The organism is Synechococcus sp. WC101 (genome assembly GCF_047461555.1).
GTDB lineage: Bacteria > Cyanobacteriota > Cyanobacteriia > Thermostichales > Thermostichaceae > Thermostichus.
The window spans coordinates 1-16,713 of record NZ_JANSHG010000039.1; the positions used below are offsets into that span (position 1 = coordinate 1).

14 protein-coding genes are annotated in these 16,713 nt (G+C 62.4%); 10 read left to right on the forward strand and 4 right to left on the reverse strand.

The annotated features are described in order from the left end of the window. The first annotated feature begins 2 nt into the window (after positions 1 to 2). The 4 genes from NW809_RS04305 (at position 3) to NW809_RS04320 (ending at position 2,943) form a co-directional block, all read left to right on the forward strand. Entirely contained in the window at positions 3 to 1,169 is a 1,167-nt protein-coding gene (locus tag NW809_RS04305; RefSeq protein WP_414401601.1) for an aminotransferase class I/II-fold pyridoxal phosphate-dependent enzyme, read from the forward strand. A 136-nt stretch (positions 1,170 to 1,305) separates the two neighbouring features. Then, positions 1,306 to 2,061, forward strand: coding sequence for a hypothetical protein (locus NW809_RS04310; protein WP_099812830.1), 756 nt, complete (start codon positions 1,306 to 1,308; stop codon positions 2,059 to 2,061). A gap of 330 nt (positions 2,062 to 2,391) precedes the next feature. Beyond that, positions 2,392 to 2,598 (forward strand): hypothetical protein, encoded by a 207-nt coding sequence (locus NW809_RS04315; RefSeq protein WP_071813530.1) that lies wholly within the window; start codon positions 2,392 to 2,394, stop codon positions 2,596 to 2,598. Between the two features lie 42 nt (positions 2,599 to 2,640). Continuing rightward, positions 2,641 to 2,943 (forward strand): TMEM14 family protein, encoded by a 303-nt coding sequence (locus tag NW809_RS04320; RefSeq protein ID WP_011431244.1) that lies wholly within the window; start codon positions 2,641 to 2,643, stop codon positions 2,941 to 2,943. Between the two features lie 83 nt (positions 2,944 to 3,026). Here NW809_RS04320 and NW809_RS04325 read toward each other — a convergent pair whose 3' ends face one another. Further along, on the reverse strand, positions 3,027 to 3,656 hold the full coding sequence (locus tag NW809_RS04325; RefSeq protein WP_240527818.1) for a DUF4384 domain-containing protein: 630 nt from the start codon (positions 3,654 to 3,656) through the stop codon (positions 3,027 to 3,029). Between the two features lie 218 nt (positions 3,657 to 3,874). Between NW809_RS04325 and NW809_RS04330 the strand changes: the two genes are divergently transcribed. Then, positions 3,875 to 4,312, forward strand: a complete 438-nt coding sequence (locus tag NW809_RS04330; RefSeq protein WP_011431247.1) for a tetratricopeptide repeat protein — start codon at positions 3,875 to 3,877, stop codon at positions 4,310 to 4,312. Here the strand turns inward: NW809_RS04330 and NW809_RS04335 are convergent. The 3 genes from NW809_RS04335 to NW809_RS04345 form a co-directional block, all read right to left on the reverse strand. After that, positions 4,293 to 4,487 carry a hypothetical protein gene (locus NW809_RS04335; RefSeq protein ID WP_011431248.1) on the reverse strand — a complete coding sequence of 65 codons (195 nt, stop codon included), beginning with the start codon at positions 4,485 to 4,487 and terminating at the stop codon, positions 4,293 to 4,295. The two genes, NW809_RS04330 and NW809_RS04335, sit on opposite strands and share 20 nt — an antisense overlap. 112 nt (positions 4,488 to 4,599) lie before the next feature. Continuing rightward, on the reverse strand, positions 4,600 to 5,658 hold the full coding sequence (gene thrC / locus NW809_RS04340) for a threonine synthase (protein WP_011431249.1): 1,059 nt from the start codon (positions 5,656 to 5,658) through the stop codon (positions 4,600 to 4,602). Positions 5,659 to 5,811: 153 nt separating this feature from the next. Further along, entirely contained in the window at positions 5,812 to 7,239 is a 1,428-nt protein-coding gene (locus tag NW809_RS04345) for an isochorismate synthase (RefSeq protein WP_414401602.1), read from the reverse strand. A gap of 464 nt (positions 7,240 to 7,703) precedes the next feature. Between NW809_RS04345 and menA the strand changes: the two genes are divergently transcribed. The 5 genes from menA (at position 7,704) to NW809_RS04370 (ending at position 16,471) form a co-directional block, all read left to right on the forward strand. Beyond that, positions 7,704 to 8,570, forward strand: coding sequence for a 2-carboxy-1,4-naphthoquinone phytyltransferase (gene menA, locus NW809_RS04350; protein WP_041438574.1), 867 nt, complete (start codon positions 7,704 to 7,706; stop codon positions 8,568 to 8,570). A 141-nt stretch (positions 8,571 to 8,711) separates the two neighbouring features. Next, the gene (locus tag NW809_RS04355) at positions 8,712 to 10,550 is read left to right on the forward strand and encodes an LptA/OstA family protein (RefSeq protein ID WP_414401603.1); all 1,839 of its coding nucleotides are present in this window, start codon (positions 8,712 to 8,714) and stop codon (positions 10,548 to 10,550) included. 77 nt (positions 10,551 to 10,627) lie between these two features. Continuing rightward, entirely contained in the window at positions 10,628 to 11,806 is a 1,179-nt protein-coding gene (locus tag NW809_RS04360; protein WP_099887344.1) for an LptF/LptG family permease, read from the forward strand. Positions 11,807 to 11,886: 80 nt separating this feature from the next. Further along, on the forward strand, positions 11,887 to 15,138 hold the full coding sequence (locus NW809_RS04365) for a hypothetical protein (protein WP_414401604.1): 3,252 nt from the start codon (positions 11,887 to 11,889) through the stop codon (positions 15,136 to 15,138). Between the two features lie 97 nt (positions 15,139 to 15,235). Further along, a complete protein-coding gene (locus NW809_RS04370) occupies positions 15,236 to 16,471 on the forward strand; it encodes an LL-diaminopimelate aminotransferase (protein ID WP_414401605.1) in 1,236 nt (411 codons plus the stop codon). Positions 16,472 to 16,713: the final 242 nt, after the last annotated feature.

Sequence of the window (16,713 nt, forward strand, 5' to 3'; positions counted from 1 at the left end):
CGATAGATAGGGTCCTTAGGGAGAACCTGGCGCGGGTGCTGCAGGCCTTCCGCGACCAGCAGGTGGGATCCCATCACTTTGCCGGCGTATCGGGCTATGGTCACGACGACCGGGGACGAGAGGTTTTGGATCGGGTGTTTGCCCAGATCATGGGCTGTGAGGCGGCGCTGGTGCGGCTGCAAATGGTGTCTGGCACCCATGCCATTGCCTGTGCCCTGTTTGGCGTGCTGCGGCCGGGGGATGAGCTGTTGGCCATCACCGGCCCCCCCTACGACACTCTGGAGGAGGTGATCGGCCTGCGGGGATCGGGGCGGGGATCCCTGCGGGAGTTCGGCGTTACCTATCGTCAGTTGGATCTGCGGGAAGGAGATGTCGATTGGCAGGCCCTGAAAACGGCCCTCAAACCGCAAACCCGCCTGGTTCACATCCAGCGCTCCTGTGGCTATGACTGGCGTCCCAGCTTTTCCATCGCCCAGATTGCCGAGATGATCCAGATCGTCAAGGCACAAAACCCGGAGGTGGTGGTCTTGGTCGATAACTGCTATGGCGAGTTTGTGGAAACCCAAGAGCCCACCCACGTGGGCGCAGATTTGATTGCTGGATCCCTAATCAAAAATCCAGGCGGCACCCTGGCCCCGGCGGGGGGCTATGTGGCGGGGCGGGCCGAGCTGGTGGAGCAGGCTGCCTGCCGGCTGACAGCGCCAGGGATCGGCTCGGAAGGGGGAGCAACTTTCGATCTCAATCGCCTGCTGTTCCAGGGGCTGTTTTTGGCTCCACAGATGGTGGCCGAAGCGGTCAAGATCGCCCATCTGGCCGCCCAGGTGTTCCACGATCTGGGCTATCCTGTTTCCCCGTCACCCCAGGTGTCCCGCACCGACATCATCCAGGCCATTCAACTGGGATCCCCGCAGAAGTTGCAGGCCTTTTGCCGCGCTATCCAAAGCAGCTCGCCAGTGGATTCCTACCTCACCCCGATCCCAGAAGTGATGCCCGGCTATGCCGACCCGGTGGTGATGGCGGCGGGCACTTTTGTTGCCGGCAGCAGCGCCGAGCTCTCCGCCGATGGGCCAATGCGCGAGCCCTACATCGTCTACTTACAGGGGGGGACCCATCTCAGCCACGGGCGGTTGGCCCTAGAGGCCGTCTTGCAAGCTTGGGATGCTCTGTAAATTGCCGTCCCTGGCCGGGCTCCGCCCAAGGAGTAGAATTGAGTCTGTGGTCTCCATTCCCTCTAGACGGATCCTCGTCGATTGGATGTCGAGCTTATGTTCTAGTTCTGGGTTTTTCCTCGGTTGGGGATCCCGTTTGGCCCTTGCTTGGGTGGCTTTGGGGTTGGCCAGCGGCTGTCGGCTGTTGAACCCCGTGGGAGAGGGGAGCACACAAGTGGGAGCCGCCTTGACTCCCTCTCCCCTGTGGAGAGGCAGCCAAACCCTGACAGGAACTCTTGAAGGGGGGGACGAGGTCAGCCCCCAGTACGGCAGCTACTGGGATGGGATCCCTGTGGCCGCCGAGGCGGGCCAGATCCTGATCGCCGCCCTGGAGAGCGAAGACTTTGACCCTTACCTGGAGCTGGTGGACGGCCAAGGGCGGGTAATCGGCTTTGACGACGACTCCGGCCCAGATGTTAATGCCCTCTTGGCGGTGCGGCTGCTGCAGGAAGGCACCTACACCTTGCGGGCCACAAGCTTCAAGCCGGCATCCACTGGCACCTACCGGCTGACCTACCGGCTGGCCCAGGTCGATTGGCAGCAAACGGTGTCGGGCCGTCTGCAGAAGGGATCCGCCCAACACCCTGAAGACGGCAGTTGGATGGAAGAACACCCCATCGCTGCCCGGGCCGGCCAGATCCTACTCGCTTCGATGGCCAGCTCTGATTTCGATGCCTTTTTGCAACTGTTGGACCCGGAGGGAGAGGTGATGGCTTGGGATGACGACCAAGGCGGCGGCAGCGATGCCCTGATAATTGCCTTTTTGCCTCGCAGCGGCACCTACACCCTCCGGGCCAACACCCACAAACCAGGAGAAGAAGGAGCCTATGGGTTGCAGTACGCCCTGCACTAGCGTCCAGGCCTGCCAAGCTTCTGCGCCTTCCCTGAGAAGTTTTGGCCGGTCTGCCTGTAAGCCTTTTGATGCCGATGTCGAGATTGGGCAAGAGTCATTATTGCTTTATTTTATTAGCGCTGGAAGCTTCTGGTTCAGAGCCTTCTGAAGCAGGGTTGGTTGGGGTTTGCTGAGGTTTATGGGAAAGCATGACATCTTATCCTAAGTTGTGACGGAGCTGAAATGTTGCCTTCATGGACAGGGCGTTTTCCCTAGAATGGGATCGATGGCCTAGACCCCTCTTTCTCTTGCACTTTCGCAGTTCAGCCCTTACCCTACACAATGGATGCCATGACCCCTGAAATGGTACGCCAGTTCTGGTCTTTGGTCAGCGAGATCGGCAGGCCAGATTGGCTCAATCAGCGCGACGATGACTTGGTGAATCTGCTTCTGAGTGCTTGCCAAAAAAAACATGCCCTCAGCAACGTCGATGCCTCAATTCTCAACCGCTACATCAGCATCCGCCTGCCCTTGATTCGTGAAATTGTTGTCGACTAGACCGAGCTAGGGGGGTTTTTCCCAGCCATGATGGCCGCACAGATGACTTTGCTCGTCTATGGAGCGCTGCTTTTGCTAGGCGGGGTCGTCGGCTATGTGAAAGGCAGAAGCTCCAAGTCGTTAATTAGCGGCCTGGTGGGGGCCGCCCTCAGCGGCGTCAGCTACGGGCTACTGGGAACAGATCCCCGCTGGGGGCTGGGTCTGGGCTTGGGGACGGCGGTGCTGGGATCCCTTCTCTTTGCCCTGCGCTACCGCAAAACCGGGCAATTTCTGCCTGCTGGTCTAATGCTGGTGGTGAGCTTGGCGGCTGTTCTTCTCCTAGGCCTCAGCTTCGGCTCGGTCTAGGCCGGCAGCGGCAAGACAAGCCTGCTTGGCTGTCGGTTCCAGACTCTGGGATTAGGGCGGGTCTGGGATCTCCATTGCCGGGGTCACCACGGTGCAACCCGATAGAAGCGAGTGGTGGTCACCCACTCGGTGGCAGGGATCTCCTCGACGACGATGGCGCGGGCGATGGCATCGCCCAGTTGGGATCCCCGTACCCGTACATTGGCAAAGGAGCCACCCTGCTCAAAAGAGGCAATCTCCTGGAAGTTGAGGGGACGGAGGGAGGCCACCGCCAATACTTGGGCTTGGCCAAAGGGCGGGGCGATGGTCAGGCGGTAGCGGGCGCCAGGGGGCGGGAAGGTGCGCGCTTCGCCGGCCCGCAAAAACTCGTTTCCACCCGAGAAGCGGTTGGGCAAAATCAAATGGGTGCGGCCATCGGCTTGGATGCTGAAGAGGTAGACGTAAGCGTCGCGATTGGTGCTCACGGTAATGGCAATCGGCTCGCCGGGCCGGTAGATGGGGTTAGAGCCGCGCCGATCCAGCTCCAGGTTGACCTGCAAGTTGGAAGGCACTGGGTTGACGATGATGGAGCGGGTGCCGGTTTCCAGCCGATTGTCGGCCAGTTGTAGCCTTTGCAGCGGGGGGTAGAGGCCCAGGGTCTGCGGGAAAACGGCGGTGGCCGGAGCCATCGACAGCCCCAAAGCCAGCGGCAGGAAGACCAGTTTGGCGTTCATAGTTCACACCTGACAATCAGTGGCTATGTTCATCCTAGGAAGGGGCAGAGTTCGACCGGAGCAGGCTTCGCGCAGTCTCAGATCTCCTGCTGATGCAGTTTCCCCTGCCGCAGATGGCAGGCCCAGGGGGGAAAAGGCGCTGAGAAAACTGGGAGATCCTGTCTGGAAAGGGCTAAGCTGCAGATTGGGGATCCCTCGACTCGAGCCCAACCTTGCCTATGGCCGGCGACAGTTACCAAGAAGGCATTGCGGCGGTTCAGGCAGGCGATTTTCCGGCTGCCATCCAGGCCTTTCGCCGGGCAGTTGCCGAGGATCCCGCGCACACCGAAGCTCGCTACAAGCTGGCCTGGGTGCTGGGCATGAGTGGCTATCTGGATCCGGCACTGGCCGAGCTGGAGGCCGTGTTGGCGGCAGATCCCACCCATGTTGCAGCCCACTACAACCGGGGAGCCTTGCTGTTGCAAAAGGCTCAACTGGAAGCAGAGGTGGATGGACAACTCGATCTCGAGGTCCTGCGGCAGGCCGAAGCGGCTTTTCAAACCGTGATGCGCTTGGATCCCAACGATCAACGGGCCTATGCCTTTCTCACTTTGGTCAGGCGAGCCATCCGCAACTATCAGTCGCCCGCGCAGCCTTCTAGCCGCAGTGACGAGTAAACCCCTGCACCAGGACTTCCAGGGGGGGAACGCCGGGATCCCCCAGCTCGGCTGCCACTTCTTGAGAAACCTGTCTCACCACTTCCGCAGGCAGTTGCAGCTTGTCCACCAACTGCCAAAAGTCCTCTAGCTCTTCCCAATTCAGCCAAGGCTCCTCTACGGGCGCTGGCGGCAATTACCAGGTAGCCCACCTGAGAAGGAGACGCCTCTCGGCTTCGTCGCCAACTTGAGCCAGCACCCCATTTATCCAGGGGTACTACCAGGTGGCACAACCACGACCAGCGGCGCTAAAAGCCCATCAGGCGGGCTACAGCAGCCAAATCGGGGGCTACTCCTGTGTGGATGGCGGCGGATCCCTGTTGGGCGGCCGTGTCGGGATCCTTAAGGCCGTTGCCGGTGAGCACGCACACCACCTGGGCGCCGGCAGGCACCTGATCCCGCCATTTCAGCAATCCAGCCACTGCAGCGGCACTGGCCGGCTCGCAGAAGATCCCTTCCTCCGCCGCCAGCAGACGATAGGCGGCCAGGATCTCCTCGTCGGTTACACTATCCACCCGGCCACCGCTGGCCTGGACTGCCGCCTTGGCCTTCACCCAACTGGCAGGGTTGCCGATGCGGATGGCCGTAGCCACCGTTTCCGGGTGTTCCACCACCCGGCCCAGAACGATGGGAGCGGCGCCGGCAGCCTCAAAGCCGTAGAGACGCGGGCGGCGGCTAGCCTTGCCCTGCTGATGGTACTGACAAAACCCCATCCAGTAGGCGGTGATGTTGCCGGCATTGCCCACGGGGATACAGAGCCAGTCGGGGGCATCCCCCAAGGCATCCACCACCTCGAAGGCGGCGGTCTTCTGCCCCTCCAGCCGAAAGCGGTTGACAGAATTGACCAGGGCCACTGGGTAAGCTTCCGCCAGTTGCCGCACCATAGCCAGCGCCTGGTCGAAGTTGCCCTGGATGGCGATGATCTCGGCCCCGTACATCAGGGTCTGGGCCAGCTTGCCCTTGGCCACGTAGCCATCTGGGATCAGCACGTAGGCCCGCAGGCCCCCTTTGGCCGCATAGGCAGCGGCTGCTGCCGACGTGTTGCCGGTGCTGGCGCAGATGACCGCTTCCGCCCCCGCCTCTTTGGCTTTGGACACTGCCATGGTCATGCCCCGATCCTTGAAGCTGCCGGTGGGGTTGAGGCCCTCCAGCTTCAGGTAAACCTGGCAGTCTCGCCCCAGCCGTTGGCTCAGCGCGGGAGAGGGGATCAAAGGAGTATTGCCCTCATGCAGCGTCACTACGGGGGTGCTGGAGCTGACGGGGAGCCAGTCCCGGTAGTGCTGGATCAGGCCGGGCCAGAGCCCCACTTGCGCGCGGGATCCGGCCGTACGAGAGGAATGGGTGGGATTCAGGGTCACCATGCTGCCGAGCAGTCGAGGCCAACGGAAGGGCCAGCTTCTTAACTGTAACCGTTTGCGAAGCAGTTGGAGCAGCTCTCTCCCCTGCCGGATCGAGAGGATCTAGTCGGGCAAGGGCTGCAAGGCCAGCGCCTGGGCCAGAGAATGCAACTTGAGGCGGATCTCGGCCAGCTCCTGGGCGGGGTTGGAATCGGCCACGATGCCGGCGCCGGCATACAGGCGGGCCCGCTTCCCCGCGATCAAAGCTGAGCGGATCCCAACCACCAACTCGCCATTGCCCTGCAAGTCCACCCAGCCCAGCGGGGCGGCATAGCTCGAGCGGTCAAAGGGCTCCCACTGCTCCAGCCACTGCAGCGCCGCCTGCTGCGGATAGCCTCCCACCGCTGCGGTGGGGTGGAGCTGGGCCAACAGGTCGAACAGATGCACCTCCGTAGGGAGTTCGGCCTCGATCACCGTTTGCAGATGCTGGATGTTGGCCAAACGGCGCAGCCGTGGCTGAGGGGAGATCCGGGGCTCCATCCCCAGCCGGCCCAGAGCCTCTTGGATCGAGCGCACCACCCACTGGTGTTCGCGGCGGTCTTTGGGGCTGCGGAGCAGTTGCTCGGCCAACATGCGATCCTGGTGGCCGTTGGCGCCGCGGGCGACGGAGCCGGCCAGCGCATCGATCTGCACCCGGCCCTGCCACACCGACAGTAGCCGTTCTGGGCTGGCTCCCAAGAAGATCTGGGGAGGAAAATCCCTCTGGCTTTCCAGGGCAAAGGCGAAGACGCTGCAATCGGGGTGATGGGCCTCCAGATAGGCCAGCAGCGAAGGGATCGGGGGAGGGGAGGGCAACGCCAGATCCACAGCCTCTGCCAGCACCACTTTTTCCAGGGATCCCGCCTGAATCGCTTGCAGGGCTTTTTGAATGCGAGCCAAGAGAGGTGTTTCCGCTACCGCTACCGGTAGAGGGGGCTGCAGCTCCCAACCGGGCAAGGGAGCCTGGGAAAGACGCTGCATGCGGGCAAAAAAAGCGGCAATCTGGCCAGCCAAGGCCGCCGGGTCGCTTTCGGGGCCGACTTCTAGGTTAAGCCGCGCCACCGTCAGCTCCCCCCCCACCTGCAACAGTTGCCAGCGCGGCAGGACCAGTGCTGCCCCCCCGCCGCTCCTGGGGGCAAAGCTAAAACGGCAGAAGCACAAAGGGCGCTCCTGACGGCTGCTTGGGGACTCTAGGTTGCCAGGAGCGGTGTGGACATGGGGCTGTAGGGCTTGCACAAAGGCCCGTGCCGCCTGAAATCTCCCCTCTCCTGAAAGGTCGAGCTGCCGCAGGGATCCCCACCCCAGCACCCGCACCCTTTCCCCTTGCGCCTGGTGGGAGAGATAGCAATAGCTAGAGGAGCGGTTGGGGGGGAGCGAGCCCAACTGCCGGGTCAGCACTGCCAGCGGATCTAGCCCTGAGATGGGCTGCGATAGGCTGAGAATCTGGGGGATCCCCCGCGCTCGCGCCATCTCTTGGCAGGTCGCTAGCAGGGGATCCCAGGCGTGTTCCACCTCTGCTGGCCCAGCAGAGGCGTGAATGGGCGGCCAGGCTCTGGGCCATTTCGTGCGTCCGCACCCACCCTTCCAGGGGAAAAGAGAAGAAGTCATGCGCAAGCAAAAGAGAACAATCCTACCTTGGCCGAAAACAGGACAACCGTCATCTCAACCGGCAAGGGAAGCTGCAGAAAGGCGTTTCAGGATATGAGATTAGGGGGGCAGCCGGCAGCTCAGGCTCGCCAGCGCCGGATCCCAGGCGTTTCTTTACGGATTGCAAGGTTTCTTAGCATCCTTGGGGATGGGAACAGAAGCCCCCTAACCTAACAAATACAGAGCAAACACAGAACCCAGAGAGAGCTAGATCCAACATGCTCGCACAGCCGGAACCGTCAAAGAGAACGCGCAGGAGTCCAAAGGCCAGCCCAGTACAGCTTGCGGAAAAGGGCACTTGGGAGGGCCGCTCTCGGCGACAGTTGTGGATGGCCGCCCTTAAGCCCCCCATGTACAGCGTGGCGATCATGCCCATCTGGGTGGGATCCGCCATCGCCTACGCCCAGTCAGGGGCGATGGATGTGGGGGTTTTGGCGGTGTTTCTGGGGGCCGCCATCTGTCTTTTGGCTTGGGTCAACATCAGCAACGACGTGTTTGATGCCCAGACGGGGGTGGACAAAAACAAGCTCCACTCGCTGGTCAGCTTGACGGGCAGGCCGGTTCAGGTGTTTTGGGTGGGCAACGCCTTTTTGGCTTTGGGGCTGGCGGGGATCCTGTGGCTGAGCTGGCGGCAATCGGATCCGACGGTGCTGCTATTGGTGCTGCTGGCCTGCGGGCTGGGCTACGCCTACCAGGGGCCGCCCCTGCGCCTGGGCTACTACGGCCTGGGGGAGCTCCTCTGTTTTTTGAGCTTCGGGCCGCTGGCGGTTTTGGCCGCCCACTACAGCCAAAGCCAAAGCTGGTCGCTGCCAGCCCTGGCGGCCTCACTGGTGGTGGGGATGGTCACCAGCTTAATTTTGTTTTGCTCCCATTTCCATCAGGTGGAGGACGATCTGGCTGCCGGCAAGCGCTCGCCGGTGGCCCGCCTGGGCACTCGGCGCTCCGCCCGTCTCATCCCCTGGATCTGCGGCAGCATTTTTGGCCTGCTGCTGCTGTTTGTCGGGCTGGGGGCTTTTCCGGCTTGGACGTTGCTGGGTTTTGCCGGGATCCCCTTTGCGGTGCGGCTATCCCGCCTGCTGGGGGCCTATCACGACCAGCCGCAGCGGATCAGCCATTCTAAGTTCATCGCCGTCGGCCTCCACTTTTGGCTGGGGCTGTTTCTGGGGCTGGGCTTTATCCTCAGCCGTCTGGGATAAGCCAGAACCCTAGAGGTGATCGGGATCCCGCCGAGGCGGCCCGCAAATTGCGATAAGCTACAGCCTAGTGTGCCGGCTTCGGTGTTGGCCCCGCTGGGGCTCACGGGTTAGGGATCAACGTAAGGCAGCGGCGAGAACAGGATGCGGCGATTTTTCAATTCCAACCTGGGGGTGGCGCTCTTGGGAACCGGCCTCTTGGCTGCTCTGGTTGCCTGGGCCTTGTCCATCGACATCGAAGAGGTAAAGGTGGAGCCCCTTCCCCCGGATCAGCCCCTTTCCGTCAGCCGCAGGGTAGATATCTTGGGTCGTCGGGGGGGCCAGCGGCGTTGGCGTCTCATCGCCGACCAGGTAGAGCTAAGAGCTGGGCAACAGGTGTTTGAGCAGGGGGCGCACGGCTACTTCTACGGAGATGGCGCCGACCGCCAAGAAGAGGTGCCGGATCCCTTTTTTGCCAGCAGCGAGCGGATGATTTGGCAGGCCAAGCGTGCCCGCTACGACGCCACCGCCGACGCGTTGTATCTGGATGAGGGGGTGGAGGTGAGAAGCGAGGATGGCAGCCTGCTTCTGACCCGTGCTCTGCGAATCACCCCCGAAGAGCGCATCGAGGTGCCGGAGGCCTTCACCCTCAAAGGGCAAGAAATGATCCTAGAGGGCCGCTCCGGCTCGTTTAACTTCCAATTTGCCCTCCTCAGCGCCCAGCAGGGCAAGCTAACGGTGTTGCCCTTGGATTCGGAGTCCTCACGCCCAGCAGCCGCGCCCATGAGCGACCCGACCAGCGCTGGGGCGGATCCCACTTCTACCATCATCACCGCTGACCAGCTCACCTACGACCGGGCCAACCAGGTGGCCGAAGGGAAAGGGAACCTGCGCATTCGCGAAGGCGGCCTCGAGATTCGCGCCCCTCAGGGCACCTACCTGCGCCGACAGGCCCAGAGCATTCTCTCCGGCGGCGTGGTGTTGCAGGAGGTGGCCGATGTCGGCAGCCGGGATCCCCTCTTGGCGGATCTGCGCTTGGCCCAGGCTGATCCCCAGGCGACCCCAGCCCAGCAGGATCAGGAGGTCACCATCGTCGCCGACCGCCTCACCTACGACCGCAACACGCAAATTGCTCGCGGGGAAGGCAACCTGGAAATCCGCCAGGGGGAAACCATCATCCAGTCGGCCCAGGGCACCTACCGCCGCCGCGAATCCCAAAGCCTGCTGACGGGGGGGGTTACCCTGCGCGAGCCTGGGCGGGTGCTCACCTCCGCCCGCTTGGAGGGCAACCACCGCGACAAGATCTTCTTTTTTGAAGAAAACGTCCTCTACCGGCAGATGGCCACCTCTACCCCAGCTCCTGGCGGCGGATCCCTGACGGAGGAGCTGCGCCAAGCCGAAACGGAAGTGCGGGCCGCCCGCCTGGTTTATAACTCTCGTACCGGCACCTCGGAGTTTAGCGAGGCTGTCGAGTTCATCCAGCGGGGGCGCAAGGCCAAGGCCAACCAGGCCACCATTACCCCTGAGAAGGTGGAGCTGCGGGGAGAGGTGGTGATCGAGCAGATCGAGGGGGACTGGCTGGCGCGGCGTCTGCAAAACCCCCAGACCCAGGCCGATGTGGACCAGCCGACGGTGATCTACGCCGACCGGGTGGAGATCGATCAGGCCAGCGGCGATGCCCGCTTCTTCGGCAATGTGGTTATCGTGCAGGCCAACCGCGCCATCGAAGGGGATCGCGCCGAGTACTCCGACCAAGGGCAGATTTTCAGGATCACCGCCGACCAGGCTCCCGTCCTCCTCTGCGATCGCGGCGAGCTCAATCCGATTCCCCGCGAGAGCACTGCACCGCTGCCCGGTCGCGATGCTCTGGATCAGATGTGCCGGGGCGCCAACCGCCTCAGCGGCAAGCTGGTCACCCTGAACTTGGAGCGGGATGAGTACACCGTGGAAGGGGACGAGCAGCAGCAGGGGATGTTTCAATTCCGCATCACCGACGCCCTCTGACGGGATCCCAGCGGAGCTGGGGGTCGTCTGGATCTCTAGAGCTGGCTGAGCTTGTGCACCTGAGGTAACAGAGCCACATGACCATCCCACTGGCCAAGGGTCAACGGCGCCGAACTTCTGCCCAGACGGGGAGCTTTTGGGGATCCCTGAAGTTGGGGGGCTTTTTTTTGGAGTTTTATCTCTGCAAAGAGATGATCCGCCCCTTCTTTTTGGGGGTGGCGGGGGGCACGGTGATGATGCTGGGCAACCAGCTTTTTATCTACGCCGATTTGCTGGTGAAAAAAGGCGCCCCTCCCCTGACAATTTTGCACATTCTCCTCCTCAACTTGCCCGCCATTTTGGTGGTCACCTTCCCCATTGCCGGCCTCTTTGCCACCCTACTTACTCTGGGCAGGATGGGAGCTGACAGCGAGATCACCGCCCTGCGGGCCGCCGGGATTCCCTACCGCAAGGTGTTGATTCCGGTGCTCTGCATCGGCCTGCTGGTCAGCGGCCTGGCGCTGTTGACCAACGAGGTGATCGTGCCAGAGACCAACCAAAAGGTGAAAACCCTGAACACCAACCTCATCCTGGCCCAGGATGCCCTTCCGTTTGACTCGGAGGAAATTGTGCGGGTGGACGACGACCTCTGGTTTCATGTGGGATCCATCGACCCGAAGACCGGCTGGATGCACGATCTGCTGATTTTGGATCGCAAGGCCGAGACCGGCCACCTGCGCTACCCACAGGTGATCTCGGCCCAAACGGCGCAGCAGGTGGGCCAAGCCTGGCACCTGCAAGACGTGGTGATCCGTCGCTACGACGAGCGGGGGCGCACCTACTACGAGGGCCAGGTGGCGGAGATGGAGCTGAACATCGTCAACAAGTTGGTGGGCCTGGTGTACGCCGAGAAGGTGCCCCAGGAGCAACGGGCGGCAGAGCTGTGGGAGCAGTGCCAGCGATATCGAGCGGAGCAACGTCCTTCTGCTGATGTGGCCCGCTGCCTGACGGAGTACCACCTCAAGTTCGCCATTCCCTTGGCCAGCTTTTTTGCCATTTTGGTGGCTGCGCCCTTGGGCCTGCAGACGGTGCGCCAGACCGGCCGCTACGGCAGTGTGGCGCTGGCGATTGTCCTGGTGTTTATTTACTATGTACTGATGAGCCTGGGACGTGCGATGGGCCGAGTTGAGCATATCGATCCCTGGCTGGCCGCCTGGTTGCCGAATATGATTTTCGGTGGGGTGGGCTTCTCTCTACTGTGGCGGTTTTTACGGTGAGATCCGGCAACTTCCCGCAGGGCTTCAGCCCTTGGGCAAAATGGTTGGCCCTGTGCTGGGGCAGCTCCTTGTGGTTGGGGATGGGGGAGGCCGTCTTTGCCCAGTTGGATCCCCTGCCCACCAATCTGGAGGGCTATCAGCGCTTTTGGGCGGCCCAGCGGAGCCGCGATCCTGGCTCAGAGCCGGTTGCTCCCACCGGCGCCAGCCTGTTAGGGGATCCCATCACCTTGGCCGAGGCCCAATCCTCCTCGCGCCTGGCAGCAACAGCGGCTCCCTCCGTTCCCCCTCTTCCCGCCTCGGCCCCTGTTGAAGGATCCCCTCCCGAAAAAGCGCTCACACCGGAAGAGCTAAACCGGCAGCGGCTGCAGCCGCTCTTGGCCGAAGGGGCGGCGGCCCATGCACGGCGGCAGGCGCAGCAGGCCCAAGCTCAGGCAACACCGTCCTCCCGGTCTGCTTCATCGACAACGCCCACGGCAGCTGTTCCTACTCTGGACTCCCTTCGCTCCTCCCAGCCTGCAACTTCCCAAGCTGCTGACTTGCAGGTAGAAGAGCAACCTGGGCAGCACCCCAACGAAGCGAGGCGCTTGCCTGTTCCCCCCCCAGGGTCCACCGTCGAGAGCCTGGCCGCTGCTCAAGGGCAAGAGAGGCCTGGTTCGGAAGCGGTGGCGCAGCAAGTCCCGACCTGGATCCCGCAAGCCGGCGGGAACTGGAATTGGGGCGGCGCCCCTTCTTCCACCGGCACTCAGAGGGCAGCTCAAACCGGAACTGAGGCATTCACCCCCACTGCCGGATCCCTCCTTGCTCCTCAGTTGTTGGAGCGGTTCCCCCTGTTGCGAGATCTGGGCGATCCCGCCACCGGCCCAGAAGCCGCTCCGCCTGCCAGCCAGGGATCCCAGATTCGCCAGCAGCTGGCGGCCACCGCCACCGCCCAGATCCCCCTCGACCCGGCTCAGATCAACGTCAGTGGGGATGTGCTCAGCTACCTTGCCGAGCAAGACCTGGGCATTGCCGAGGGGAACGCCCAGATCCAGTTGGCCGACGGCACCCGCATCAGCGGCGAGCGGCTGTTGTTTTACCGACGGGAACGGCGCCTGCGCAGCGACGGCCCCTTCCGGATGGAACAGCCCCCTGGACCCCAGGGGCGCGGCATCCGGCAAATTGAGGGGCGCAACCTGGATCTGGACATCCCCGGTCGCAGCGCTCAATTTGAAAGCTCGCTGGTGATCTTGCCGGGGGAGGAGCCGGGCACCAAGGTTTTTGTGCGCAGCCAAGAGACCACCGCCCTGTTGGGGGATCAGATCTTTTTCGAGAGGGCCACCGTCACCACCTCGCCGGAGCCGCCCATTACCCACTACGTACAAGGGGATCGGGTGGAAGTGTTTCCCGATAACCGGGTCATCGTTTACGACGCCCGCGTCTTTGCCGGCGGCGAGCTCACCCCAGAGGGCGATCTGCGGGCGGGACTGCAGGTTGCCTACTTGCCCCTTTTTATCTACAGCCTGCGGGATCACCAGTGGGTGCTGCCGGGACGCAGCGAGGCGGAAGGGGTGTTTGTCAAGTCCAGTTGGGCCTACCGCTTCGACGAGTACAACTTCGGCGGCCTGCGGCTAGATGTCCTGCAGAAGAAAGGCCTGGGCATCGGCTTTCTGCACGACTACATCCTCCCCATCCCCGACAGCGTCAACTACGGGCGGGCCCAGTTTTACCTGGTAACCGAGGCCGACCAGCGGCGCTTTTCCAGCCGCCTCCGCCTCGACCACAACTTCGACTTCTACGCCGCCAACATCCTCGGCCAAGAAGGCCAACTGCGGGGACAGCTCAACCTCAACCTGGACAACACCTACCGTCCTGCCGGCGGGCGCAACGACAACGCCAATCTCCGTCTCAACGCCACCTTTCAGGGGGATCTCTCCACCACCACCCTCAACATCAGCCGCAGCGGATCCCAGGAGAACGGCACCTATAGCTTTCCCCTCACCCTCAGCCACCTCCAGCGCTATGGGGGCGTGCCTTGGCTGCAATCGGATCTGCGGCTGGACTACAACCAGCGGGTGAGCGTCAAGGATGGGCCAGATTTTGCCGATGCGCGGCTGACGCTGGGTGCCCAACTCACCCCACCCGGCTGGGGCGGCACCTATCGCCTGGCCTACCGCGCCTACAGCAGCTCCAACGGCGACACCGAGCCGCGTCGCAACTTCGAGCTGGCCTTTAACCCCGACCTCATTCGCATCACGCCCGATATTGCCCTCAGCAGCGCCCTCACCCTGACTCAAGAGCAACAGCCGGATCAAGAGGTGGGGGCAGGTCTCCACTTTTTCAATCGCTACGAGCTGCGCTCCAGCCTCCAGTTCAACGATATTCAACCGGCTCCCTGGATCACCTTCATGCCGGGTTCTATCGATTACACCCAAGTCCTCTACTCCACTCCTGACCAGGAGTCTACCGTCAGCCTCAACCCTCGCCTCAGTCTCAGACCTGCCGACTGGAATACCATCGACCTGCGCTACAGCCGCACCTTCTACGGCAACAATTCTGTGCCCTTCCAAACCCTCTCCACCAGCCCTAAAGATGTGGATCGCATCAATGCCAACATCAGCTTCTTTACGCCCCGCGATCCTCTACCCGATGTGCCCCCAGGCTACATTGCCTTTGAAGATGACCTGCCCGGCGAGCTGCCGATAGCCCTGACCTTCCCCGACGATACCCCGGAGGATTTGGCAGCGATTGCCTCCCGCAACTTGCAGGAGCTGCAGGCAGAGGTGAAAAACCTGGTGCGCCTGGACACCAGCCTTGGCTACGACTTCATCACCCAGAAGTGGGATACCCTCAACGCCAACTTCACCTGGAGCACTGCCCCTGATCTGTTCAACATTCAGTTGCAGACGGCCTACGACCTGAACCAGGGACAGCTCCAACCCGTTCGTCTGGAGTATCGGGGACGCAGCAGCACCACATTTAACCGGGATCAACGCTCTGGCCTGGATGTGTATGAGCCGGGGATCAGCTATGCGCTGCAGGCGGTTTACGATCCGCGGCTAGGTCAGATCTCTACCTATGGACTGGAGTTAGATGCCACCCTCGGCACGCAGTGGCAAAACCACTGGCGGCTCCGCCTGGGCCTGACGGAGGCAGGGATCCGCCGCATTGAGGTGCGCCGCGACCTGCGGGATTTCGAGCTGCGCCTGGCCTACGATCCGCTGGCAGAGTCCCTGCGCCTGGAAGGGATCCTGGTGGCCTTTCCCAGCCGCCCGGTGGGCCTGACCCAAGAACGGGGAGAGTTTCACCTAACCTCGCCGGTGGGCGCCTTCAGCCTGGATAGCCTGGGGCGCTAGGGCTGGCTCTGCCCTGCAGTCGGGAGGGCGGGTTGGGGCCGGCTTCGGCTACACTAAAGGGCCGACGCTCCTTTTTGCTCAGCAGCGCTGAACTCCTATGGCCAGGATCAACGACCACTTCCTCAAGCTGAAGGCTGGCTATCTCTTTCCCGAGATTGCCCGGCGGGTGCAGGCCTTTGCCGCCGCCCATCCCGAAGCTCAGATCATCAAGATGGGCATTGGCGATGTCACCGAGCCGCTGCCGGAAGCCTGCCGAACAGCCATGATCCGGGCCGTGGAGGAGATGGGGGAGCGGGCCACCTTCCGCGGCTATGGGCCGGAACAGGGCTACGAGTGGCTGCGCCAGGCCATTGCCCGCCACGATTTCCAGGCCCGCGGCTGCGACATCGACGCCTCTGAGATCTTCATCTCCGACGGCTCCAAGTGCGACTGCGGCAACATCCTGGATATTCTCGGCCACGACAACACCATTGCCATCACGGATCCCGTCTACCCGGTTTATGTAGACACCAATGTGATGGCCGGCCATACGGGGCCGGCCAACGAGCGGGGCGAATACGAGGGCCTGGTCTATCTGCCGCTGACGGCAGAAAACCACTTCACCGCCAGCTTGCCCCAGCAAAAGGTGGATGTCATCTACCTCTGCTTTCCCAACAACCCCACCGGCGCAGTGGCCACGCGGGAGCATTTGCAGGCCTGGGTGGACTATGCCCGCGCCCACAACTCGCTCATCCTCTTCGATGCCGCCTACGAGGCCTACATTACCGAGCCTGGGATCCCCCACTCCATCTACGAGATCCCAGGGGCAAGGGAATGCGCCATCGAGTTCCGCTCCTTTTCCAAAACGGCTGGCTTTACCGGCACCCGCTGCGCCTTTACCGTGGTGCCCAAGTCGCTGCGGGGCCAGGCTGCCGACGGCTCCTGGGTGGATCTGTGGAGCCTGTGGTATCGCCGCCAGTCCACCAAGTTCAATGGCGTGGCCTACATTGTGCAGCGGGGAGCAGAAGCCGTCTATTCCGAGGCGGGGCAGGTCCAGGTGCGGGCTCTGGTGCAGTTTTACCTGGAGAATGCCCGCATCATCCGCGAGCAGCTCGCCACAGCGGGGATCCAAGCCTACGGCGGCGTCAACGCTCCCTATGTTTGGGTAAAAGCCCCGGAAGGACTGAGCAGTTGGGAGTTTTTCGACAAGCTGCTGCACACCTGCCATGTGGTGGGAACTCCCGGATCGGGCTTTGGCAGCGCCGGCGAGGGCTATCTGCGCCTGTCGGCTTTTAACAGCCGCGCCAACGTGGAAGAAGCCATGCGCCGCATTGTCAGGGTGTTTGGGAGCTAAGTGGAGAGGGCTGGAGCCAGGGATTTTCCCCAACAAGCTGGAGAAAGGGAGATCCCTGGGGCGGTGGTGGAAGGGATCTCTTCTTTGACACTCCCACCCAGGGGATTCTTACGCAGCCCAAAATGGACTCGCAAAGGCGCTGTCAAGATGCCCCTAGACAGTCCCTTGAGGCATAACCTCAAAGTTCTGCTTACTTCGGACTTAAGTTCCTCCAGGTTAGTTATTGCCGCGCGGGTTTTGCA